Consider the following 23,175-nt stretch of genomic DNA (forward strand, 5'->3'; position numbering starts at 1 on the left):
CCCTACTCCTCGAGGTTGCAGGTAATCGTGACGGGGAAGGGCTCCGCCTTCCAGATGCGGTCGGCGTACTCCTTGATCGAGCGATCGGAGGAGAAGAAGCCGGTGCGGGCCGTGTTCAGCAGTGACATCCGGTTCCAGGCATGGCGGTCGGCCCAGGCCTGGCTCACCTGTTGCTGAACTCGCAGGTAATCGTTGAAGTCCGCCAAGACGCAGAAGGGATCGCGGCCGGTCAGGTTCTCCAGCAGGGGACGGAACAGATCACCATCACCGCCGCTGAAGTGACCCTGTTCGATCAGCTTCAGCACCTGCTGCAGTTCGGGGAGCTTGGCGATGTGCTCCCACGGGCGATAGCCATCGCTGTGGAGTTGGGCCACCTCCGTTTCGGTCATACCGAAGAGGAAGAAGTTCTCCGGACCGACCTGCTCGCGGATTTCCACGTTGGCGCCATCCAGGGTGCCGATCGTCAGGGCCCCATTCATGGCGAACTTCATGTTGCCGGTGCCGGAGGCCTCCAGGCCTGCAGTGGAGATCTGCTCGGAGAGGTCGGAGGCCGGGTAGACCCGTTCCCCGAGCTTTACGTTGTAGTCCGGGAGGAAGACCACCCGCAGCCGTCCATCCATGTCGGGGTCGGCGTTGATCGTCTCCGCGATCCCGTTGAGGAAGCGGATGATCAGCTTGGCCATGTAGTAACCCGGGGCCGCCTTGCCGCCAAAGATCACGGTGCGCGGCGCCATGTCCTTGGCCTGGCCGTTCTTGATCCGCAGGTACTGGGCGATCACCTGTAGGGCGTTGAGGTGCTGGCGCTTGTACTCGTGGATGCGCTTGACCTGAACGTCAAACATCGAGGACGGATCCACCAGCAGTCCGCTTTGGCGGTGGATGTAGTTGGCCAGTTGGCGCTTGCTGGCGAGTTTTGTCTGCTCCCAGCGCTCCAGGAAGCCGCTGTCGTGTTGGTACTGCTCGAGTTGCTTGAGCTGATCGAGGTCCGAGACCCAGCCTTCACCGATGCTTTCGGCCAGGAGCTTGCGCAACGGGGGATTGGAGAGGGCCACCCAGCGCCGAGGGGTCACGCCGTTGGTGACGTTGGTGAATTTCTCTGGCCAGAGCTCCGCAAATTCAGGGAACAACTTGGTGCGCACCAGCTCGCTGTGGAGGGCGGCCACACCATTGATGTGGTGGGAGGCCACGGTGGCGAGGTTCGCCATGCGCACAGCTTTTTGGCCTTCCTCATCAATGATGGAGAGCTTGCGCAGCAGCACCTCATTGCCGGGGTAGCGGAGCCGCACGCTTTGCAGGAAGCGGCGATTGATTTCGTAGATCAGCTCCAGGTGCCGCGGCAGCAGGGAGCCAAAGAGCGGCAGGCCCCATTTCTCCAGGGCCTCTGGCAGCAGGGTGTGGTTGGTGTAAGCGACCGAGCGGCAGGTGATGTCCCAGGCCTGCTCCCAGGTGAGGTGCTTGTCATCGATCAGCAGACGCATCAACTCGGCCACGGCGATGGCCGGGTGGGTGTCGTTCAGTTGAACGGCCCAGTGGTCGGGGAATTCTTCGACCGGGATGCCCCGTTGGTCCAGGCTGCGCAGCATGTCCTGAAGGGAGCAGCTCACGAAGAAGTGCTGCTGCTTCAGCCGCAGCCGACGGCCTTCATCGGTGCCGTCGTTGGGGTAGAGGACCTTGGAGAGGGTCTCGCTCCCCACCTTCTCTTCGACAGCGCCGTAGTAGTCGCCGATGTTGAAGGCGTAGAAATCAAAGCTCTCGCTGGCATCGGCTCGCCAAAGGCGCAGGCGGTCACAGGTGTTGACCCGGTAGCCGAGGACCGGGACGTCATGGGGCACACCGATGGCGTGCTCATCGGGGATCCAGCGCACCCGATAGTTGCCGCGTTCATCGCGGTAGCTCTCCGTCCGTCCGCCAAAGCCGACGAAGCAGGCCTGATCCGGGTGGGGGATCTCCCAGGGCCAGCCGCCCTTGAGCCATTTGTCGGTGATCTCCACCTGCCATCCGTCGCGGATCAGCTGGTCAAAGATCCCGAACTCGTAGCGAATGCCGTAGCCGGTCGCGGGGATCTCGAGGCTGGCGAGGGATTCCATGTAGCAAGCCGCCAGGCGACCCAAGCCGCCATTGCCCAGGCCGGGCTCCTCTTCCACCTCGAGGATCTCTTCGAGGCTGTCGATTCCAAAGCGGCGCAGGGCTTCTGTGGCCGCCTCCTGGATGCCGAGCATTAAGAGGTTGTTGCCCAGCTGGGGACCGATCAGGAATTCCGCTGAGAGGTAAGCCACCACCCGGGTGGGGGTGGCCCGCATGGCCTCATTGCCCGCCAGATAGCGGGTCATCAAGCGGTCGCGAACTGCGTGGCTGAGGGCCAGGTAGAGGTCGTGGCGGCTTGCGGTGGGAGCGAGTTTGCCCAGCGTGTAGAAGAGGTGTTCGGCCATCCCGTCGAACACATCGTCTGCCGCCAAACCGCTGCGGTCGGGATCGGCGTAGCAACCGGGCGTGGGTAGTTGCAGTTGACGCGGCGATTGCTCTTTCATCAGGCCAGCTCGGTTGGGACTGCAGTGCTCCACTGCCAATTGCTGATCTCCGGGGCATCCATCCCGTGCTCATGCGCGTAAGCGCGATTGGCCAGGATCGATTCCTTCATCTGCTCCTTGATGTGAGCAGCGCGGGACATTAACCCCGGAACTCTGTCGATCACATCGATCACCAAGCTGAACCGGTCGATTTGGTTGTTCATCGCCAGTTCCAGCGGGGTGTTGATGTTGCCTTTTTCCTTGTATCCACGGACATGGAAATTGGCATGGTTGCGGCGCCGGTAGGTCAACCGGTGGATCAACCAGGGATACCCATGGAAGTTGAACAGAACCGGGCGATTGGTGGTGAAGAGTGTGTCGAAATCCCGATCGCTTAAGCCATGGGGATGTTCGCTCGGTTGCGTCAGGGCAAAGAGCTTCACCACATTCAGGACCCGGACCCGTAGCTCGGGGAGCTCCCGCCGCAGGATCTCCACCGCCGCCAGGGTCTCCTGGGTGGGGATGTCACCGGCGCAGGCCATCACCACATCCGGCTCATCTGGCTGCCCACTGACGTGGTCATTGCTGGCCCAGCCCCAGAGGCCGACGCCCTTCGCGACATGGGTTCTGGCCTGCTCAAGGGAGAGGTACTGCAGGTGCTCTTGCTTGTCGCTGACGATCAGGTTGCAGACGTCAGGCTCCACCAAGGCCTCCTCGGCGACGGCCAGCAGGCAGTTGGCATCGGCCGGGAGGTAGACCCGCACCACATCGCCGCTCTTGTTGCCGGTCAGATCAATGAACCCCGGGTCCTGGTGGGTGAACCCGTTGTGGTCCTGACGCCAGACCGTTGAGGAGATCAGGCAGGTCCAGGGGGCGATTGCGGCGCGCCAAGGGGCGTGGTGGCGGCAGCTCTCTAGCCATTTGGCGTGCTGGTTGAACATCGAGGCGATCACGTGAGCAAAGGCCTCGTAGGTGTGGAACAGGCCGTAGCGGCCCGTCAGGAGATACCCCTCGAGCATCCCCACCAAGGTGTGTTCACTGAGCATCTCCACGACCCGTCCCTGCCTGGCCAGCTCCCCGCCATCGCTGTCTTCGGGCCGCAGTTCCGCCATCCAGACCTTTTTGCTGCACTCGTAGATGGCCTGCAGCCGGTTGGAGGCGGTTTCGTCAGGGCCGAAGACCCGCAGGTTGGTTGGGTTTTGGGCGATCGCGTCCCGCAGTAGTGCCCCTAGGGCAGCGGTGTTGCCATGGCGGCTCACCCCGGGTTTGGAGACCGGCACTGCATACCGCTCCCGATCCGGGAGGGTCAGGGGGTGGCGCAGCAACCCCCCATTGGCATGGGGGTTGGATCCCATGCGCTTGGTCCCGCTGGGCGACAGTGCCTGCAGCTCTGGGCGGAGTCGTCCTTCTTTGTTGAAGAGTTCCTCGGGGCGATAACTCTTGAGCCAGGCCTCCAGTTGCTGGAGTTGCTCGGGATCCTGCTTGGGGTTTGGAAGGGGCACTTGATGGGCACGCCAGAACCCTTCAATCCGATGGCCGTGGAGCGCTTCAGGCCCTGTCCAGCCCTTGGGGGAGCGCAACACGATCATCGGCCAGATCGGTCGGCTGGCCTGGTCGGCGCCGCCTTCCTCCTGGGCGTGCTGGCGGATCTCCTGCAGCCGGCTGATGACCTGATCCATGGCGGAGGCCATCGCTTGATGCATCGCCTGCGGATCGCTGCCTTCGACAAACAGCGGCTCCCAGCCGTAGCCCCGCAGCAGGCTGCTGAGCTCCTGCTTAGGAATGCGGGCTAGCAGGGTCGGGTTGGCGATTTTGTAGCCGTTGAGGTGCAGCACCGGCAGCACCACCCCATCGCTGATGGGGTTGAGGAACTTGTTGATGTGCCAGCTGGTGGCGAGAGGCCCTGTCTCCGCCTCGCCATCACCAACGCAGGCAATGGCGATCAGCTCCGGGTTGTCGAAGACCGCGCCGCAGGCGTGGGAGAGGACATAGCCCAGTTCTCCCCCTTCATGGATCGATCCCGGGGTTTCGGGGGTGCAGTGGCTGCCGATGTGACCGGGAAAGGAGAACTGCTTGAAGAAGCGCTTCAGGCCTTCGGCATCCAGTGATTTGTCCGGATAGATCTCCGAATAGGAGCCATCGAGGTAGGTGGGGCCGAGCACCCCCGGTGCGCCATGGCCTGGCCCCGAGAGGTAGATCGCGTTCAGCCCATGGCGCTGGATCACCCGATTGGCGTGGGCCCAGATGAAGGCCTGCCCTGGGCTGGAGCCCCAGTGCCCGAGCAGGCGGTTTTTGATGTGCTCAGGCTTCAGTGGCTCCCGCAGCAGCGGGTTGTCCTGGAGATAGATCATTCCCACCGCCAGGTAGTTGGCGGCACGCCACCAGGCGTTCAGTCGCTCAAACTCCTCTGCTGGCAAGGGATGGGCGGAATCGATGGCCATGGCTTCCGCTGCTTGTGCCTGGGCGGAAGGTAGCCGTGGTCACAGGAAATGACGCCGTCGGGCGAGACTCTCGTGCGGAATCACTTACGACCGTTATGCCGGAGATCGGCGCCCATCAGCTCGAAGTGGTCGAAACCCTGATCGGGGTCGGCCGCTTCCTGGTGATTTTCGTGGCGGCTCGCCTGTTGGCGGAACTGCTGGTGCGCTGGCAGTTGCCCACCATCCTTGGTGAGCTGGTCGCCGGCGTGATCATCGGTGCCTCGGGCTTGCACCTGATCGTTCCGCCTGAGACCCAGGCTGCCGTGGCCAATTGGGCTCTGCGGTTAATGGGCTCCCTGGCGGATGTCCCTCCGCAACTGGTTGGGGAGGTTTACAACGAAAGTTTCCCCAGCCTGCAGGCGGTGGCCACCTTGGGCCTCTTCGCCCTGCTCTTCCTGACGGGTCTCGAGAGCGACCTGGATGAGCTCGTTGCGGTTGGGGCCCAAGCGATCACCGTGGCCGTCGCCGGCGTGGCAGTGCCCTTTGCCCTCGGCACCGCGGGCTTGATGGCGCTCTTCCACGTGGAGGTGATCCCCGCGGTCTTCGCTGGGGCGGCCATGACAGCCACCAGCATCGGCATCACGGCCAGCGTGTTCAGCGAGCTCAAGATGCTCCGCTCCCGTGAGGGCCAGATCGTGATTGGCGCGGCCGTTCTGGACGACATCCTGGGCATCGTCATCCTCGCGGTGGTGGTGAGCATCGCCGGAGGCGGCAGCCTGGAGCTGGGCCCGATCCTCAAACTGCTGGCCGCGGCCGTGGTCTTCGTTGTCGCCGCCATTGGCCTGAGCCGCTCCGCTGCCCCTGGATTCGATTGGTTGATTGATCGCCTCAAGGCCCCCGGTGATGTCGTGGTGGCCTCGTTTGTGGTGCTGACCCTCTGCTGCTTTGCCGCCACGGCTATCGGCCTGGAGGCGGCCCTGGGGGCCTTCGCTGCTGGCTTGATCTTGAGCAAGTCAAACCACACCCACGCCATCGAAGCGGCGGTCAAGCCGGTGGTGGCGCTCTTCGCCACGATCTTCTTTGTTCTGATCGGCACCGGCATGGATCTGTCGGTGCTTAATCCCCTGGACCCACAGAACCGTGAGGGCCTGGTGATCGCTGCCTTCCTGCTGGTGGTTGCGATCCTGGGCAAGGTGGTCTCCGGCTGGACCTTCCTCTCCAAGGAGCCCACGAACCGTCTGGTGGTGGGTCTGGGGATGATGCCCCGCGGCGAAGTGGGCCTGATCTTCCTGGGTCTTGGCACCCAGGCCAAGCTCCTCAGTCCGGCGCTTGAGGCGGCGATCTTGCTGATGGTGATCGGCACCACCTTCTTGGCCCCGATCCTGCTCAGACTGGTCTTGGCTGGAAAGAGTGATGGACCCGACCTCGACCCCCTCGCCGAAATCCCCACTTAGGGGTTGGCAGTTCAGCTGGGGCGGTTGGTTCGACAACCGCCACGGGGAGTGGTGGCTGCTCGCCCAGCTGCTGTTGGTTGCAGCCACCCTGTTTCCGGCTTGGCCTGTCCCTGGGAGCTGGGGCTATGCCTGGCCTTTGCCGCTGGCATTGGCTGGTGTGCTGCTCTTTCTGCTGGGTTTGGCTTTGGCGGCCCAGGCCTTCTGGCGTTTGGGTCCCAGCCTGACGCCCTTGCCCGATCCCAAGCCCGGTGCGGCCTTGGTGACGAGCGGGGCCTACGGGCGCTGCCGCCATCCGCTCTATCAAGCCGTTTTGCTGTGTGAGCTCGGCGTGGCCTTGGCCCTCGGCAGCCTGTTTCATCTCGGGCTCTTTCTGGCCCTGGCCGCGGTGCTCGGCGGCAAAGCGCGGCGGGAGGAGCGGTTCCTCGTCCCGCTCCATCCGGAGTACCTCAGCTATCGCCGCAGCACCCCGGCGATCCTGCCGGGTCTGCCTTGGTTGGATTGGCGCAGCTGAGCTAGAGCCCGCGCTCTTCCAGTTGCTGGGCGGCCCGCTCGAGGACCTCCGGCCCGGCGTCCCGTTGGCCAGCGGCTTGGCCAAGATTCCGGCGCCAATGGCGGGCGCCGCTCACCCCTTCCACCACCTGCACGAGGTGCCGGGCAATGGACCACAGCCGCCCTCCGCTGCTGCACCAACCTTCGGCATAGGGAATCAGACCCCGCACCACCGTGGAGGCCTTGGCCACCGCCTGGCTGTCGTCCCCGAAGAGATCCCGGTCCACCGTGGCCCAGCGCAATGGGTGGTCGTAGGCGGCCCGGCCCACCATCACCCCATCCACCGATTCGAGCTGCTCGAGGCAGCTGCTGAGCTCCAGCAGGCCTCCGTTCAGTTCAATCGTCAGCTGCGGCCGGTCGGCCTTGAGCTGATGCACTAGCTCGTAGCGGAGGGGAGGAATCGTGCGGTTTTGCTTGGGGTCCAAGCCTTCGAGCCAGGCCTTGCGGGCGTGGACGCTGAAGCGCTGGGCACCGGCCGCGGCCACGGTGTCGACAAAGGTCAGCAGTTCCCCGTAGGAATCGCGCTCATCAATGCCGATGCGGTGCTTCACCGTGACCGGCAGCGGCGAGGCCTTGGCCATGGCGCTAATGCAACGGGCCACCTGCTCGGGCTCGGCCATCAGACAGGCTCCGAAGCGCCCCTTCTGGACTTTTTCGCTGGGACAGCCGACGTTGAGGTTGATCTCGTCGTAGCCGCGATCGGCGGCGATGCGTGCGGCTTCGGCCAGCAGGACGGGGTCGTCTCCCCCCACCTGCAGGGCGATCGGGTGTTCGATCGGATCGAAGTCGATCAGTCGGTCTCGCCGCTCGCTGTGGTGGAGGGCCTGGGCCACCACCATTTCGGTGTAGAGCAGGCTGCGACGGCTGATTTGCCGCATCAGCACCCGGAAGTGCCGATCGGTGTAGTCCATCATCGGAGCCACACTGAAGCGGTAGGCCCCGTTCAGCAGCGAATCGGGCATCACCCCATGCTCGCCTTTCACGCTGATGCCCCCCCGTTCTGAGCACTGGTCCCTGGTGGTGGCGGGTGGCGGCCCCGCCGGTTTCATGGCGGCCATTGCCGCGGCCGAGGCGGGTCAGCGGCGGGTGCTGGTCTTGGAGAGCACCCCCGAGCCCCTGGGCAAGGTCTTGATCAGTGGCGGCGGCCGCTGCAATGTCACCCACGCCTGCTGGGATCCGCGGGAGCTGGTGGGCTTCTATCCCCGCGGAGGCAAGGCCCTGCGGGGACCCTTCAGCCGCTTTGCAGCTGGTGATGCCGTCTCCTGGTTTGACGATCACGGTCTGACCTTGGTGGAGGAGGCCGATGGCCGCATGTTTCCCCAGGCCAACCGCTCCACCGCCGTCATCCAGTGCCTGCGGCAGGCGGCTGAACGGGCAGGGGTGACCCTTCGCAACAGTGAGGCGCTCCAACAGGCCGATCAGCGGCCTACGGGTGGTTTTGCCTTGACTCTCCGCAGCGGCACCCAGCTCAGCGCCGATGTCCTGGTGCTCGCGACCGGCAGCCATCCCAGTGGCCGGCGCTTGGCCTCAGGCCTGGGCCATGGCGTGGTGGCACCGGTGCCATCGCTGTTCACCCTCGCCTTGAAGCCCAATCCGCTGGTGGCCTTGGCGGGGGTGGTGATGGATCCGGTGGATCTGGAGCTCGATGCCGGGGGCCAGCGCTTCCGCCAGAGCGGCCCCGTGTTGATCACCCACTGGGGCTTGAGCGGTCCGGCGACCCTGCGGCTGACGGCCTTTGCCGCCCGGGCCCTCCATGGCGAGGGATACCGGGGCAGCCTGCAGGTGGATTGGAGCGGCGGGCGCTCCCAGCAGCAGCTTGAGGAGCTTTTCGCTGTTTGCCGGCGGGATCAGGCCAAGCGCCAGCTCAGCAATGCCCGCCCCTGGCCAGGCTTGAGCCGTCGCCTTTGGCAGCACCTGTTGGAGCAGCAGGGGGTCGAGCCCGAGCGCCGTTGGGCGGATCTGGCGAAGCGCCAGCAACTGGGTCTTCTGGAGTCCCTGCGCCGGAGTCGTTTCCCTGTGGCGGGCCGCGGCCCCTTCGGCGAAGAGTTTGTGACCGCTGGCGGGGTGCCCCTGGGGGAGGTCAACCTGGCCACGATGGAGAGTCGCAAGGCGGCGGGGCTCTACCTAGTGGGCGAGCTCCTGGATGTCGATGGCGTCACCGGTGGCTTCAACTTCCAGCACTGCTGGAGTTCCGGCTGGCTGGCTGGCCAAGCGGTTGCGGCGGCCGGCCCTAGTTGATCTGATCGAAGATCGAGAACATCGGCAGGTACATCGCCAGCAGGATCGAGCCGACGATGCCACCGACGATCACGATCATGGCCGGCTCCAGCATCGAGGTCAGGGCCTTGACGGCGGCTTCCACCTCGTCTTCGTAGAAGTCGGCCACCTTCGAGAGCATGGCGTCCATCTGGCCGGTTTCTTCGCCGATGGCGAGCATGCTCAAGGCCAGCTCCGGGAAGACCCGTTTGCGCCCCAGGGCGACGCTTAGGGGGAGACCCTCCTGCACGTCCTGACGGGAGCCGACGATGGCATCGGCAATCACAGCGTTGCCGGCTGTTTCCTGCACGATCTCCAGGGACAGCAGGATCGGCACCCCAGCACGGGTCAGGGAGCTGAAGGTGCGGCAGAACTTGGCCGTGGCGGTTTTCTGAATCAGATCGCCAAAGAGCGGCAGTTTCAGCAGGAGCCCGTCCACGCGCCTGCGGCCGCTGGCCGTGGCGTAGTAGCGGCCGAACATCCAGACCCCCAAAGCGATGGCCAGGGCCAGAAACAGCGAGAAGGAGGACCGCAGCAATTTGCTGAGGTCGACCATCATCTGGGTGAACAGCGGTAGTTCAGCCCCCAGGTCTTCAAAAATCCCGGCGAAGGTGGGGATCAGGAAAATGGTCATCCCCAGGAAGACCAGGATCGCGATCGCCAGGACGGCCACCGGGTAGCCCATGGCGCCCTTGATCTGGTTCTGCAGCCGGGCATTGCCCTCCAGCAATTTGGCCAGGCGGCGGAGGCTTTCGTCCAGGACACCCCCCGCCTCTCCGGCCTCCACCATGGCGATGGTGAGCTTGTCGAACACCCGCGGCCAGGACCGCAGCGCCGCCCCCAGGCTGCCCCCCTGGTTCACGTCCGTGCTGACGGCTGTGAGGGCCCGCTTGAACAGCGGCATCCGTTGCTGGCGGGCCATGAGATCGAGGCTCCGCACGATGGGCACGCCCGCATCCACCAGGGCCGCCAGCTTGTTGGCAAACAGAGCCTTCTCGCGGATGCCGGGCTTGGCCTCGAGCAGGATGGAGAGATCCATCCCAAAGACCGTGGTTGCGGCCGCTGGTTGGCTGGTGACGAGCTGCAGGCTGCTGGGCACGATGCCCCGGCGCCTCAGCTCCCGCCGGGCACGGTTCGGATCACTGGCCTGCAGCTGCAGCGTCCGGGTTTGACCGGAGCGGTTGGTGTAGGTGGCGCTGAAGTTGGGCACTAGCCCTCCAGGAGCCGCATCAGCTCGTCTGGCTTGCTCGCCTTGGCGAGGGCTTCACTGCGCTCAACGGCTCCGGCCAGCACCAGGTTGGCGAGGGCGCGCTCCAGGGTTTGCATGCCCTGCTGACCGCCGGTTTGGATCTGGGAATAGAGCTGGGCCGTTTTGCCCTCCCGGATCAAGTTGGCGATCGCCGGGGTGTTGATCAAGATTTCCTGGGCCATGACCCGCCCGAATTGACCGGGTTTGGGGTTCTGGCGTTTGCACAGGGTTTGGGAGAACACCCCCACCAGAGAGCCGCTCAGCTGAACACGGATTTGGGTTTGCTGCTCCGGTGGGAAGACATCGACCATGCGATCCACGGTTTGCGCCGCCGAGCTGGTGTGCAGGGTGCCGAAGACCAGATGCCCGGTCTCTGAGGCCGTGATCGCCAGCTGAATCGTTTCGAGGTCCCGCATCTCGCCGACGAGGATCACGTCCGGGTCCTCCCTTAGGGCCGCTCGCAGGGCGGCGGCGAAGCTGCGGGTGTCTTCCCCCAGCTGGCGCTGGTGGATCACGCTTTTGTCGTTGCGGTAGGTGAATTCGATCGGGTCTTCGATCGTGAGGATGTGCTCGGCGCGGCTGCGGTTGATGTGATCCAGCAGGGCCGCCAGGGTTGTGGTTTTGCCGGAGCCTGTGGGGCCGGTCACCAGCACAAGACCCCTGGGCCTACGGCTGGTCTCTTCGACGATGGGGGGGAGTCCCAGGCTGTCCAAGCTGGGAATCGTGCTGCCAAGGGCCCGCAGGCAAGCGGCGTAGCTGCCCCGTTGGCGGTAGACATTGACCCGGAAGCGCGAGACGCCTTTGAGGCCATAGGCGCAGTCCAGCTCCCAGCTTTGCTCCAGCTGCTTGCGCTGGGCGTTGTTGATCATCGAGAAGATCAACCGGTTGCAGAGGTCCTCGCTGAGGCGCTCCTCGCGCATCGGTTGGAGCACGCCACTGAAGCGGCCGTAGGGCGGTTGGCCCGCGGCCAGGTGCAGATCACTGCCACCTGCCTCGACCAGCTCCTCCATCAACTGTTCGATCTGGAGCTCCATGCAGCTCGGGGCGCCGGTGGCTGTCCTCAGTGTGGGAAGCCCGCCAGGGCCTGGCAATGGCGCTGCTTAATGCAGTTGCCGGGGGGTCAAGCAGTAGGGGCACTCCAGCCACTCATCACGCATTCCTCCTCCGCAGGTTCGGCAGGTGACGGTGTGGAGAGCCTTGGCCCGGCGTTCGGTTTCCAGGCTGGAGTCCGTCAGGATCATCCGTTCGATCTCCTCGAGGGTGGTCTCCCCGTCCCGCACCAGGTCGAGTCCGTAGCCCAGCAGGGTTTTCATGCCGCTCTCAATCGCCAGCTTGCGCAGCTGATCGGTGCTGGCCTCCTGGGCGATGGCACTGGCGAGGGTGTCGTTGACGCGCAGCACCTCGTAGACGCCGACTCGGCCCTTGTATCCGAGTCCTTGGCAGCTGGGACAGGGTTCGCTGTCGCCCGCCTGCAGCCGCTTGGCCTTGAAAAAGGTGATGGCTTGCTCGTTGCTGGCAAACAGGCCAAAGCGGCCCAGGTCCTGCTCGCTGGGGTGGTACGGCTGGCGGCAGTCCGGACAGACCCGCCGCACCAACCGCTGGGAGACGATGCCAATGAGGGAGGCGCTGACCATGAAGGGCTCCACCCCCATCTCCGAGAGGCGGGCGATGGCACTGGGGGCGTCGTTGCAGTGGAGGGTGGTCAGCACCAGGTGTCCGGTCAGGGCTGCTTCGATCGCGGTCTTGGCCGTTTCCCGGTCGCGGGTCTCGCCCACCAGCAGGACATCGGGGTCTTGCCGCATGAAGGCCCGCAGGGCCATGGCGAAGTCGTAGCCCTTTTCCCGGTTGACCTGGGTTTGGGAAATCCCCTTGAGGGTGTATTCGATCGGGTCCTCGACCGTGGAGATGTTGACCCCCGGGTCGTTGCGTTCCGCCAGTAGGGAATAGAGCGTGGTGCTCTTGCCTGAGCCCGTGGGCCCCGTGACCAGCAGCATTCCAAAGGGCTTGCTGCCCATCTCTCGGACGCTGGCGAGGGCCGAGGGTTCGGTGATGAGCCGATCCAGGCCCAAGTGGGTCGCGCCGCTATCCAGCAGGCGCATGCAGACCTTCTCGCCGTAGCGGGTGGGAAGGGTGCTCACCCGCAGGTCAAAGAGGCGGCCCTGATAGCGCCGTCTGATGCGGCCATCCTGGGGGAGCCGCCTTTCGGCGATGTCCAGGTCCGCCATGATTTTCAGGCGAGAAGTCACCGCGGGGGTGAGCTTCTTCGGCAGCTTGTCCAGCTGCGCAAGAACCCCGTCCTGGCGCAGGCGAATCAGCAGGCCATCTTCCTGGGGTTCGAGGTGGATGTCGCTGGCACTGCGCTCCAGCGCTTGAACCAGGATTCGATCCACCAGGCTCACCACGGGTGAGGCGTTCGAGGCCTGCAGGCTGCTCTCGACATCCAGTTCAATCTGGCTGTCGTCGGAAGCCTCCTCAAGCCGTCCCTCGAGTTTCAGGTCGTCCACCAGAGAGACCCGGCTGGGGGCCGCGATCGTTGCTGGTGGGCTGGTTGGTGCTGGGCCTGCGCTTGGGCTTTGATTGAGCACCGCCTGCAGGTCACCCTGGAGAGCCAGCCGCAGTTCCAGGGGCGGTCCCTCTGGAGCTGCATCGCACAGGCTCTGGCGTTGTTCGGCGCTCCAGTGGGTGGGCACCGCCACCACCAACCTGTTGTGGGCTAGCTGGACCGGCAGACAGCCCAGGGTTTTGCAGCGGGCTTGGTTGAGTTGGGGATGCCAACTCCAGCGCTCGCCTTCTGCTGCGCTCAGATCTGCGCTGCTGAGGACGGCTTCCTTGAGCAGTAATTCGACCTCGAGCCGTTGCTGCTCAGGGGTTTGAGCCTCGGCCACCGGTCGCTGGGGAATGGTGCTGGCGCTTGCTGTCATCAGCCGCTCCGCCGAGGAGGTGCGGGCTTCCGCCGCTTGTGGGGTGGCGACCCTTCACATCAACATGTCTAGATCAGATCTCCGGTTCGGTCAGCATGAGCGGCGACGCGACTCCGTTTCCCCAGGACTCCGCCCCGGCCCCAGCTGAGGCCGCAGCGGCGCCAGACACCAGTGCTGCAGTGGATTCAGCCCCTGCTGAGGTGGCCGCTGAACCCAGCGCTGATCCTGAGCAGCGCGTGCGGGAGCTCGAGGCTGAGCTGACGGCCCTCAAGGCCGAGCACGAGACCGTCCGCAGTCAGTACATGCGGATTGCGGCGGATTTCGACAACTTCCGCAAGCGCCAGAGTCGCGATCAAGAGGATCAGCGCACCCTGATCGCCTGCTCCACCCTGAGCGAAATCCTGCCCGTGGTGGATAACTTCGAGCGGGCCCGTCAGCAGCTCGATCCCCAGGCCGAGGAGGCTCAGGCCATCCACCGCAGCTACCAGGGGCTCTACAAGCAGCTGGTGGACGTGTTCAAGCAGTTGGGCGTCTCGCCGATGCGGGTTGAGGGCGAGCCCTTTGATCCCACCCTCCATGAGGCGGTTCTGCGGGAACCCAGCGATGAGCACGCCGAAGACCTGGTGATCGCTGAACTGCAGCGGGGTTATCACCTGAATGACCGCGTGTTGCGTCACGCCCTGGTGAAGGTCTCGATGGGCCCTGGTCCCAGTGGTGACGGTGCTCCGGCCAGCTCTACTGACGACGCTGCACCCTCCCAAGAGGCCTGAACATGGCCGACTTCTACGACCTCCTCGGGGTCAGCCGTGATGCTGACGCGGACACGCTCAAGCGGTCCTATCGCCGTCTGGCGCGTCAGTACCACCCGGACATCAACAAGGACCCCGGGGCGGAGGACAAGTTCAAGGAGATTGGCCGCGCCTACGAGGTGCTGAGCGATCCCCAGACTCGGGCCCGCTACGACCAGTTCGGCGAAGCCGGCCTGGGCGGGGCCGCCGGGATGCCCGACATGGGCGACATGGGCGGCTTCGCTGACCTGTTTGAGACCTTCTTCAGCGGATTTGGCGGGGGCATGGGTGGTCCCTCCGCCGGGGGCGCACGCCGGCGCGTTCCCCGCCAGGGCGATGACCTGCGCTTTGACCTGACCATCAGCTTCAGCGAAGCGGTCTTTGGGCAAGAGAAGGAGATCCAGATTCGGCACCTCGAGACCTGCAACAGCTGCAGCGGTTCAGGGGCGAAGAGCGGGAGTGGTCCCACCAGCTGCGGTACCTGTGGCGGCGCTGGGCAGGTCCGTCGTGCCACCCGCACGCCCTTTGGCAGCTTCACCCAGGTGGCGGCCTGTCCCACCTGCGAAGGCACCGGTCAGGTCATTGCCGATCCCTGCAGCTCCTGCGGTGGCCAGGGCCTGCAGCAGGTGCGCAAAAAGCTCCGCATCAATATCCCAGCGGGTGTCGACACCGGTACCCGCCTGCGGGTGGCCGATGAGGGCAACGCTGGACAACGGGGTGGCCCCGCGGGCGATCTCTATGTCTTCTTGACGGTTCAGTCCCATCCGAACCTCCGCCGCGACGGGATCAATATCCACTCGGAGGTGACGGTCAACTACCTCCAGGCGATCCTCGGCGACACGATTGAGGTCGAGACCGTTGACGGTCCCGAGCAACTGGAGATTCCGGCGGGAACCCAGCCCGGCGCGGTCCTCACCCTGACGGGTAAGGGGGTGCCGAAATTGGGCAATCCCGTGGCGCGGGGCAACCACCTGATCCAGATCAAGGTGCAGCTCCCGACCAAGGTCAACCGTGAGGAGCGTGAGCTGCTTGAGCAATTGGCCGGTCACCACACCGCGAAGGGGCAAAAGCATCCCCACAAGAGCGGACTCTTCGGCGGTTTGTTTGGCTAGGTCAGTGATGACCCAGCTCGATCTGCGTGGTACCCCCTGCCCGCTCAATTTCATCCGCACGAAGTTGGCCCTCGAGAAGCTGCCCGCTGGTGAGTGGTTGCAGGTGGATCTGGATGCCGGAGAGCCCGAAGAGATGGTCGCCAGCGGCTTGCGGGAGGCGGGACATCGCGTTGAGCTGGAGTCCTTGGAGGCCGGTGCGGTGCGCCTGTTGATCTGTCGCTGTGGCTGATGCCCTGGTCATGGCCCTTGAGGCCAACTTTTGCCGGGTGCAACTCGATCGGCCGGGCCCTGGAGGGGTCGAAGAACTCCTCTGCGTGCGCCGCACGCGGCTTGGCAAGACCGGCCAGCAGATCTGTGTGGGTGATCGCGTTGAAGTGGAGGGCATCGATTGGCCTGAGGCTCGGGCGGCGATTGCGGCTGTGGCTCCCCGCAGCAGCCTGCTGGAGCGCCCCGCGGTCGCGAACTGCAACCGCGTCGTGGTCGTGGCGGCCTTGGATCAGCCGGAGTTGGATCCGCTGCAACTCACCCGGTTTTTGCTGACCGCAGAACGGACGGGGGTGGCCGTGGAGCTGGTTCTCACCAAGGCGGATCTGTTGAGTGAGTCCGAGCAGCAGCAGTGGCGTGAGCGGCTCAGGGGTTGGGGGTATTCCCCCCTCCTCGTCTCCTCCAAGTGCGGCGATGGCCTGGCCGCCCTCCGTGATCGCTTGGTGGCACCAGGGATTTCGGTGCTTTGCGGCCCTTCCGGGGTGGGCAAGAGCAGCCTGATTAATGCCCTGTTGCCGCAGCTGAGCTTGCGGGTGAGTGCGGTTTCCGGGCGTCTACAGCGGGGGCGCCACACCACGCGCCACGTGGAGCTCTTCCCTCTGGCGTCGGGCGCGCTCTTGGCGGATTCTCCCGGCTTTAATCGGCCTTCTTTGCCCGCGGATCCTGCGGAGCTGGGGATGCTCTTCCCAGAGATCCGGCAGCGGCTCGAGGCTGCGGTTTGTCAGTTCAAGAATTGCCTGCACCAGGGCGATCCCGGCTGCGCTGTGGGCAGCGATTGGGATCGCCATGGCCTGTATCTCACTTGCCTGGAGTCGGTCCAGCAGCAGGTGGCGCGGCAACCCCGGCTGCGCACGGCCGGGTTGAAGCAGCGGGGAGGCAAAGAGGAGCCCTTGCTGGATCAGCGCCTGCGCCAAAGCTCGAGGCGCAGGCTGCGGCAGGTGGAGCCTGACGAGGAGGCTTAGCCCATGCCGGGCAGGTTCAGGTTCAGGCCGCCGGTGAGCTCTTCCATGCGCTCTTTCATGGTCCCGGTGGAGTTGTCGTAGGCCGACTTCAGGGCTTCGAGGGTGGCGCTTTCAGCGCTGGAGACGCCTTCTGCGAGCAGGGCGGGGTCCAGGCGCACCTTCAGGGGCTGCTGATTGCCTGAGAGCCAAACGCTGGCGCGGCCGCAGCTGCTTTGACCTTCGATTTCCATCGCATCCAGCTCCTCCTGGAGCTTGGCGGCGTCCTGCTGGATTTGTTGAGCCTTCTTGAAGGCTTCGGTGAGCTGGCCGAAATTGGGGAGACCGAAACCGGCCATGCCTGCACTGCTGAATTGGCCGCAGGCTACGCCGCCAGAGCGATGTCTTCGAAGGGGCCCAGGCGTTTCACCTCGGTGTGCAGGGCGATGGAGTGGTGCTCCATCACGCGCTCCTGGACCTGGGCAATCAGCCGATCAATATCCCCGGCGCTAGCGGCACCGATGTTGACGATGAAGTTGGCGTGGATCGGGGAGACCTGCGCGCCGCCAATGGAGAGTCCTTTCAGGCCGAGCGCCTCGATCAACTGCCCCGCTTTTTGTGGTTCGGGGTTGCGAAAGACGCTGCCGCAGCTTGGTTGTTGGTAGGGCTGGCTGCTGGTTCTGCTGTGGAGGTTGGCGCTGGTGCGTTGGCTCACGGTTTTCGGGTCGTGGCCAGGGGAGAGGCGCAAGCGCGCCGAGAGAACCACCAGCGGCTCCTCCTGCAGACGGCTGTGGCGATAGGCAAAGTCGAGTGCCGCGCCGGGGATCGTGTGGGTCTGGCTGGGCTCCTGAGGGTTCACCACCGTGACGCTCTCAAGGATCTCGGCGGTGCAGCCCCCCTGGGCACCGGCGTTCATGACCGCCGCGCCGCCCACGGTGCCTGGAATGCCAACGGCCCACTCCAGGCCTGAGAGGCCGGCTCGGGCGGCCCGCCTCGCCAGGGTGGGGATCGGTTCTCCAGCCTGGGCTTCAACCAGGCCGCTACTGGTCTCGAGTTCAGCCCCTTGGATGTGGCGCGTGCAGAGGGTTAGCCCCTCCAAGCCTTGATCGCTGATGAGCAGATTGGAGCCAGCTCCGATGACCCGCTGGCTGCAGCCAATTCCCTTAGCCCAATGCAGCAGGGCCAGCAGTTCCTCCGTCGACTCCGGTTCAGCGAAGTAGGTCGCTGGTCCCCCCACTTTCCAGGTGGTGTAGTCGGCCAGGGCGACCGATCTGCGCAGACCATCGGGGAGGTAGAGGGCCATGGCTAGGCCACAAGGGGAAGTGCGTTAGCGGGATCGTTGCGGCCTTCCAGGCGGCTCCAAAGGCTGTTGACATCCCCAGCACCCATCGCCAGGACCAAGTCACCGTTTTGGCTGGTTTCACCAATGGCATCGGTCAGGGCTTCGAGCGTGTCAAAGGCGCTCACGGGCAGATCGGGGGCAATCCGCTGGATTTCAGCGGCGAGGGCAGCGCTGGAGATGCCCGGGAGCGGGGCTTCACCTGCTGCGTAGAGCGGGGCCAGCAGGACGGCATCGGCTTGGCTCAGGGCCTGGGCAAAGTCCGAAAGGAATTCAGCCGTCCGGCTGTAGCGGTGGGGCTGGAAGACAGCCAGCAGCCGTTGGGGGGCCTCTGGCAAGGGGCTGCGGCCGCTGCTGACCATCAGCCGTGCCATGGCCAAGGTGGCCTTCACCTCGCTCGGGTGATGGGCGTAGTCGTCGACCACTTGGCGGCCATGCCAGGTGCCCCGGTAGTCGAAGCGGCGTCCAGGTGCCTGGAGCCCTTCCACAGCGCGTTGCAGTTCGGCAAAGGACACCCCATGGAGCCGGCAGGCGGCCATGGCTGCTGTGGCATTGCTCAGGTTGTGGAGCCCCGGCAAGGGCAGCCGGAACTGTCCCAGGGCCTCGCCCTGTTCGTAGAAGGTGGCGATGGTGCTGTCTCCATGCAGCTCATCGGCGATGGCGGAAAAATCCACGCCGTCGCTGCCGTTGATCGACCACCAGTGGCTGGCTTGGAAGTGCTCCCGCAGCACCGGACAGTCCCGGTTGGCCAGCAGCTTTTCGCTGCCCTTGGCAAACCGCTGCAGGGTTGTGATCAGGGAGGCGAGATCGCTGTAGTGGTCGGTGTGATCCAGCTCCAGGTTGGTGATCACGCCCAGCCAGGACTGGAATTTCACCAAGGAGCCATCGGACTCATCCGCTTCGGCCACCAGCAAGGGGCCATTGCCATTGCGGCCATTGCTCGCGAAGGCAGGTACCACCCCTCCAATGACCGCTGTGGGGTCGTGGTTGGTGGCGTGCAGCAGGCTCGCGACGAGGGTGCTGGTGGTGGTCTTGCCGTGGCTGCCGGCCACGGAGATCGAGGGCTGGGCGGCAATTAAGGCCGCAAGGACATCCGAGCGATGCCAGATCTCAAGCCCGGAGCGTTCGGCTTCAACGCGTTCAGGGTTGCTCGCCGGCACAGCAGAGCTAACGACGACGGCAGGGGTGCAGGAGGTGCCGCTGCGAATGGCGTCGATGGTGGCGGCGCTCTGCTCACGAAACACCCGGACACCGCGGCTGCGCAGGTTCTGCAGCACGGCGTTGTCCCTGGGATCGGAGCCGCTGATGCTGTAGCCACGGTCCGCCAGGATCCCAGCGATGGCAGACATGCCGATGCCGCCAACTCCGATGAAATGGAGAGGTTGGTGGCGATCGAGCGTCAGGACCAAGGGCGTATCCAAGCCTGGCCAGAAACTAAGCCCGAACGGGCCGCCTGTCCCCTCCTGACGCCGCATTTGAGCGTTTTCGACAGGTGTTGCTCTTCTGTCCCCAGATGGGGACGTTCAAGCAATTTCTGTATGATCGGCGGCCAAATCCCCCTGTTAGCGGGTGTGCCCGCGATATGCCATGACCTTGAAGGTTGCGATTAACGGATTCGGCCGCATTGGTCGCAACTTCATGCGTTGCTGGCTGAGCCGCGGAAGCAACACCGGCATTGAGATTGTTGGCATCAACGGCTCTGGTGACACCAACACCAACGCCCACCTGCTGAAGTACGACTCGATGCTCGGCCCCCTGCGTAATGCAGAGGTGACCACCACCGAGGACACGATCGTCATCAACGGCAAGACGATCAAGACCTTCTACGACCGCAATCCCGCCAACCTCCCCTGGAAGGAGTGGGGCGTGGATCTGGTCATTGAGTCCACCGGTGTTTTCAACGACGACGTCGGTGCCAGCAAGCACTTCGAGGCCGGCGCCAAGAAAGTCATCCTGACCGCCCCTGGTAAGGGCGCCAAGGTCGGCACCTTCGTGGTCGGCGTGAACGCCGATCAGTACCGCCACGAGGACTACGACATCCTCAGCAACGCCAGCTGCACCACCAACTGCATGGCGCCTGTGGTCAAGGTCCTGGATCAGGCCTTCGGCATCGTCAAAGGCACGATGACCACCACCCACAGCTACACCGGTGACCAGCGCATCCTCGATGCCTCCCACCGTGACCTGCGCCGCGCTCGCGCCGCTGCGGTCAACATCGTCCCCACCAGCACCGGTGCGGCCAAGGCCGTGGCCCTGGTCTACCCCGAAGTGAAGGGCAAGCTCAGCGGCATCGCCCTGCGCGTTCCCACCCCCAACGTCTCGGTGGTGGACATGGTGCTTGAAATGAGCCGCGAGACCACCAAGGAGGAGGTCAATGCCGTCCTGAAGGCCGCTTCTGAGAACGGCATGAAGGGAATCATCAAGTACTGCGATCTGCCCTTGGTCTCCAGCGACCACGCTGGTACTGACGAGAGCACCATCGTTGACTCCGACCTCACCCTGGTGATGGGCGGCAACATGGTCAAAGTCATCTGCTGGTACGACAACGAGTGGGGCTACAGCCAGCGCGTTGTTGATCTCGCCGAGATCGTTGCCAAGAACTGGAAGTGATCTGAGTTCTGCTCACTCCGTTTCCCTCAGCCGTCCTTCGGGGCGGCTTTTTTGTGCTCGATTGAGGATTCAGTGAGCGTTGCGGCTTAGCTGAAGTGCCGGTAGCCCGGATCGGTTGCGCTGAGGGGCTCGCCGGTCTCGCTCCAGGTCAGGGCCGGGTAGGCCTGAGCCACCAGTTCGCCGATCACCTGGCAACCGGGAAGGGCTTGGCAGAGCTTCTCCGCCCAGGCCGGCTTGAGGGCTAGGACCAGTTCAAAATCTTCGCCCCCATTGAGGCACCAATGCTCTGCTGAGGGCAGGGGAGCCATGGCTGGGTCAAGGGGCAAGGCTGAGCGCCTGAGCTGTGCCCCACATCCGCTGGCGGTTGCCAGGTTCAGGACCGCTCGCTGGAGTCCATCACTGCTGTCTGTGCCAGCGACCCGCCATGGAGTCCCCTGGGGTTGGCTTGCTTCAAGGGCGCCGATGGCCTCCAGCCGGGGGATCGGCCTTTGATGGGCCGCGATGGCCCGCTGCCGCAGGTCATTGGGTATGGGGCCACTGAGCTGGTTTTGCAGCAGTGCCAGTCCGAGGCGGCTCAGGCCATGGGGGCCAGTGCTCACGAGCCAATCGCCCGGTCGCCCATCGCCCCGACGGATGGCCCCAGGCCCCAGGGTGCCGAGGGCCGTGATGGCGAGGAGGCGTTGGCTGCCGCTGCTGCAGTCTCCGCCCAACAGCACCCCGCCATAGCGCTGAAGCGCCTCAGAGAGCCCCTGGTAGACCCCCTCGACCCAGCTCCAGGGGGTCTCGCCTGGCGCCACCAGGCCAACGGTGAGACCCAGCACGTTGCTGCACCCCATCGCAGCCAGATCGGAGAGATTGGCCGCGGCCGCGCGCCAGCCCAAGTCCTGCGGGGACATGGTGGCGTCGCTGAAATGCACCGTGTCCACCAGGACATCGGTGTTGACCACCACGGCCCCTGGCAAGATCGCGGCGTCGTCCGCCAGCTGGCCGGCGGGCGCATAGGCCGAGAGCCGTTCAATCAGCTCCCATTCCCCGAGCTGATCCAGCCGCATTTAGGCGTGGGCTTTGAGGTTGTCGGCCCCGTCGATTAGCCGGGCGCGGACGATGCCGTCGTCGATCCCCAGTTCCTCGAGAACCTCAAAACCATCCACCACGTAGCCAAAGGCGCTGTAGCGGCCATCCACGAGGTTCAGGCCTGCGGGGGTGAGTTCGGCTTCGTAGAGGAAGAAGAAGAACTGGGAGGAACCATCGGCGAGGGACTCATCGGAGTGGGCCCAACCCATGGTCCCCAGGGTTGCGAAGGGAAGGACCGGAGTGGCTTCAAAGCGGCCTAGATCTTCAAACGTGGCGTTGTAGAAGGGCTCGGTCTCCCCGGGAACCATGATTTCAAGGGGAACCTGGCGCTCCGTCTTGGTTTTGGGGTCGATGTAGCCAGTCTCCGGGCCTTTGGGGTCCCCGGTTTGCAGGACATAGAAGTCTTCCGCCCGGGTGAAGGGCAGGCCGTCGTAGAAGCCCTGCTTCACCAGATCAACGAAAGCCCCTGCGGTGAGCGGCGCGTTGTAGCCATCGGCGATGGCCGTCAGGGTGCCCTTTGTGGTCTCGATCTCAACGGTTGCCCGACCCAGCAGCCGGGGGAGGGCGTCAAATTCGCTGGGGATGGCAAAGGGGAAATCACCCACCAGGAGCGCCTCCAGTTCACCCACGGTGCTGAGGGCCGCGCGGCGATCGTCCAGGAATACGTCGCGGTCTGAGCTCTCGCTGCTCTCCGCGAGGGTCAGCATCTGGGTCTGCAGGGTCGCGATCAGGGTTTGTCCTTCGGCTTGTTTGGCCTCCGGCAGGCTCGCCACGATGGCGTTAGCGCGGGTGTTGAGCAGCGCCTGACTCTTGCGAACCGTATTAACCAGGGCGCTCCAGCGCTTGGCTCGGAGGTCGTCGCTGGTGCTCTCCAGCCTGTGTTGCAGCTCCTGGAGATCCGACTGTTCGATCGGAAGAGCGTTACGAAGGATGGCGGCGGGATCCTTCACCGCATTCCCGGGCGGCAGAGCAGCTTGAGCTGGAGCCACCAGTGGGGAGGCGGTGAAAGCGATTGCGATCAGCAGGGCGGGCACCCAGCGATCCAGCCAGCGCTTCAGATCCATGCTGCAGCCTTGTCTCTGCCGGGACTCTGCCACAGCCGTACAATCCCGCCAGAACCGTTATGCCGGAATGATCTCGAGCAACGACTTTCGTACCGGCACGACGATCGAGATCGACGGTCAGGTCTGGCGCGTCGTTGAGTTCCTGCACGTCAAGCCCGGCAAAGGCTCCGCCTTTGTGCGCACCAAGCTCAAGGCCGTCCAGTCCGGCAACGTTGTTGAGAAGACATTTCGAGCCGGCGAGACCGTTCCCCAGGCGGTTCTTGAGAAAGCCGTGCTTCAACACACCTACATGGAGGCCGAGGACTTCGTCTTCATGGATATGTCCACCTACGAGGAGACGCGCCTGACCGCCAAGCAGATCGGCGATCAGCGCAAGTACCTCAAGGAAGGCATGGAGGTGAACGTTGTCTATTGGAACGGGAAGCCTTTGGAAGTGGAACTCCCGAACTCCGTTGTTCTGGAAATCACCCAAACTGACCCCGGTGTGAAGGGCGATACCGCGACCGGCGGCACCAAGCCAGCCATCGTCGAGACCGGCGCTCAGGTGATGGTTCCGTTGTTCCTCTCGATCGGCGAAAAGATCAAGATCGACACCCGCACCGACAGCTACCTGGGCCGCGAGAACTGATC

Annotated in this window: 20 protein-coding genes; 9 read left to right on the top strand and 11 right to left on the bottom strand. The window is 64.5% G+C overall.

Features of this window, described 5'->3' with window-relative positions:
- Nucleotides 1-2 precede the first annotated feature (2 nt).
- Both ACLM42_RS11795 and ACLM42_RS11800 read right to left on the bottom strand, forming a co-directional pair.
- Entirely contained in the window at nucleotides 3-2,528 is a 2,526-nt protein-coding gene (locus ACLM42_RS11795) for a glycogen/starch/alpha-glucan phosphorylase (RefSeq protein WP_415399226.1), read from the bottom strand.
- Entirely contained in the window at nucleotides 2,528-4,948 is a 2,421-nt protein-coding gene (locus tag ACLM42_RS11800) for a phosphoketolase (protein ID WP_415399227.1), read from the bottom strand. Before ACLM42_RS11800 ends, ACLM42_RS11795 begins: the two co-directional genes overlap by 1 nt.
- A gap of 95 nt (nucleotides 4,949-5,043) precedes the next feature.
- On the opposite strand from ACLM42_RS11800, the gene ACLM42_RS11805 reads away from it, so the two are divergent.
- Both ACLM42_RS11805 and ACLM42_RS11810 read left to right on the top strand, forming a co-directional pair.
- A complete protein-coding gene (locus tag ACLM42_RS11805) occupies nucleotides 5,044-6,381 on the top strand; it encodes a cation:proton antiporter (protein ID WP_415399228.1) in 1,338 nt (445 codons plus the stop codon).
- Nucleotides 6,341-6,892, top strand: coding sequence for a methyltransferase family protein (locus ACLM42_RS11810; protein WP_247909796.1), 552 nt, complete (start codon nucleotides 6,341-6,343; stop codon nucleotides 6,890-6,892). Before ACLM42_RS11805 ends, ACLM42_RS11810 begins: the two co-directional genes overlap by 41 nt.
- 1 nt (nucleotide 6,893) lies before the next feature.
- Here the strand turns inward: ACLM42_RS11810 and dusA are convergent, their stop codons facing one another.
- Nucleotides 6,894-7,892, bottom strand: coding sequence for a tRNA dihydrouridine(20/20a) synthase DusA (dusA, locus tag ACLM42_RS11815; protein ID WP_247909797.1), 999 nt, complete (start codon nucleotides 7,890-7,892; stop codon nucleotides 6,894-6,896).
- A 25-nt stretch (nucleotides 7,893-7,917) separates the two neighbouring features.
- Here dusA and ACLM42_RS11820 point away from each other — a divergent pair, with 25 nt between their 5' ends.
- A complete protein-coding gene (locus tag ACLM42_RS11820; RefSeq protein ID WP_415399229.1) occupies nucleotides 7,918-9,168 on the top strand; it encodes an NAD(P)/FAD-dependent oxidoreductase in 1,251 nt (416 codons plus the stop codon).
- Here the strand turns inward: ACLM42_RS11820 and ACLM42_RS11825 are convergent.
- The 3 genes from ACLM42_RS11825 to ACLM42_RS11835 form a co-directional block, all read right to left on the bottom strand.
- Nucleotides 9,161-10,396: a type II secretion system F family protein gene (locus ACLM42_RS11825; RefSeq protein ID WP_247909799.1), complete on the bottom strand. Its 1,236-nt coding sequence runs from the start codon at nucleotides 10,394-10,396 to the stop codon at nucleotides 9,161-9,163. The two genes, ACLM42_RS11820 and ACLM42_RS11825, sit on opposite strands and share 8 nt — an antisense overlap.
- A complete protein-coding gene (locus ACLM42_RS11830) occupies nucleotides 10,396-11,469 on the bottom strand; it encodes a type IV pilus twitching motility protein PilT (RefSeq protein ID WP_247909800.1) in 1,074 nt (357 codons plus the stop codon). The genes ACLM42_RS11825 and ACLM42_RS11830 overlap by 1 nt, the downstream gene beginning before the upstream one ends.
- A 66-nt stretch (nucleotides 11,470-11,535) precedes the next feature.
- Nucleotides 11,536-13,356, bottom strand: coding sequence for a GspE/PulE family protein (locus ACLM42_RS11835; protein ID WP_415399230.1), 1,821 nt, complete (start codon nucleotides 13,354-13,356; stop codon nucleotides 11,536-11,538).
- Between the two features lie 95 nt (nucleotides 13,357-13,451).
- Between ACLM42_RS11835 and grpE the strand changes: the two genes are divergently transcribed.
- The 4 genes from grpE to rsgA are packed head-to-tail and all read left to right on the top strand — an operon-like array spanning nucleotide 13,452 to nucleotide 16,482.
- Nucleotides 13,452-14,126 (top strand): nucleotide exchange factor GrpE, encoded by a 675-nt coding sequence (grpE, locus tag ACLM42_RS11840; RefSeq protein ID WP_247909802.1) that lies wholly within the window; start codon nucleotides 13,452-13,454, stop codon nucleotides 14,124-14,126.
- Nucleotides 14,127-14,128: 2 nt separating this feature from the next.
- A complete protein-coding gene (gene dnaJ, locus ACLM42_RS11845) occupies nucleotides 14,129-15,256 on the top strand; it encodes a molecular chaperone DnaJ (RefSeq protein WP_415399231.1) in 1,128 nt (375 codons plus the stop codon).
- 7 nt (nucleotides 15,257-15,263) lie between these two features.
- Nucleotides 15,264-15,485 (top strand): sulfurtransferase TusA family protein, encoded by a 222-nt coding sequence (locus tag ACLM42_RS11850; protein ID WP_247909804.1) that lies wholly within the window; start codon nucleotides 15,264-15,266, stop codon nucleotides 15,483-15,485.
- A complete protein-coding gene (gene rsgA / locus ACLM42_RS11855) occupies nucleotides 15,478-16,482 on the top strand; it encodes a ribosome small subunit-dependent GTPase A (RefSeq protein ID WP_247909805.1) in 1,005 nt (334 codons plus the stop codon). The genes ACLM42_RS11850 and rsgA overlap by 8 nt, the downstream gene beginning before the upstream one ends.
- On the opposite strand, the gene ACLM42_RS11860 is transcribed toward rsgA, so the two are convergent.
- Genes ACLM42_RS11860 through murC form a run of 3 tightly spaced genes read right to left on the bottom strand, consistent with a single transcriptional unit; the run spans nucleotide 16,479 to nucleotide 19,146 of the window.
- The gene (locus tag ACLM42_RS11860; protein ID WP_247909806.1) at nucleotides 16,479-16,817 is read right to left on the bottom strand and encodes a YbaB/EbfC family nucleoid-associated protein; all 339 of its coding nucleotides are present in this window, start codon (nucleotides 16,815-16,817) and stop codon (nucleotides 16,479-16,481) included. The two genes, rsgA and ACLM42_RS11860, sit on opposite strands and share 4 nt — an antisense overlap.
- A gap of 26 nt (nucleotides 16,818-16,843) precedes the next feature.
- Nucleotides 16,844-17,761, bottom strand: a complete 918-nt coding sequence (gene murB, locus ACLM42_RS11865) for a UDP-N-acetylmuramate dehydrogenase (protein ID WP_415399232.1) — start codon at nucleotides 17,759-17,761, stop codon at nucleotides 16,844-16,846.
- 2 nt (nucleotides 17,762-17,763) lie between these two features.
- On the bottom strand, nucleotides 17,764-19,146 hold the full coding sequence (gene murC, locus ACLM42_RS11870) for a UDP-N-acetylmuramate--L-alanine ligase (protein WP_371820579.1): 1,383 nt from the start codon (nucleotides 19,144-19,146) through the stop codon (nucleotides 17,764-17,766).
- A 238-nt stretch (nucleotides 19,147-19,384) separates the two neighbouring features.
- Here murC and gap point away from each other — a divergent pair, with 238 nt between their 5' ends.
- Nucleotides 19,385-20,407 (top strand): type I glyceraldehyde-3-phosphate dehydrogenase, encoded by a 1,023-nt coding sequence (gap, locus tag ACLM42_RS11875; RefSeq protein WP_247909809.1) that lies wholly within the window; start codon nucleotides 19,385-19,387, stop codon nucleotides 20,405-20,407.
- 86 nt (nucleotides 20,408-20,493) lie between these two features.
- Here the strand turns inward: gap and thiL are convergent, their stop codons facing one another.
- Entirely contained in the window at nucleotides 20,494-21,459 is a 966-nt protein-coding gene (gene thiL / locus ACLM42_RS11880; RefSeq protein ID WP_415399233.1) for a thiamine-phosphate kinase, read from the bottom strand.
- Nucleotides 21,460-22,545, bottom strand: a complete 1,086-nt coding sequence (locus tag ACLM42_RS11885; RefSeq protein WP_415399234.1) for a peptidylprolyl isomerase — start codon at nucleotides 22,543-22,545, stop codon at nucleotides 21,460-21,462.
- Between the two features lie 67 nt (nucleotides 22,546-22,612).
- On the opposite strand from ACLM42_RS11885, the gene efp reads away from it, so the two are divergent.
- A complete protein-coding gene (gene efp / locus ACLM42_RS11890) occupies nucleotides 22,613-23,173 on the top strand; it encodes an elongation factor P (protein WP_247909812.1) in 561 nt (186 codons plus the stop codon).
- Nucleotides 23,174-23,175: the final 2 nt, after the last annotated feature.

The organism is Synechococcus sp. W4D4 (assembly GCF_047716805.1).
Taxonomy (GTDB): Bacteria; Cyanobacteriota; Cyanobacteriia; order PCC-6307; family Cyanobiaceae; genus Vulcanococcus.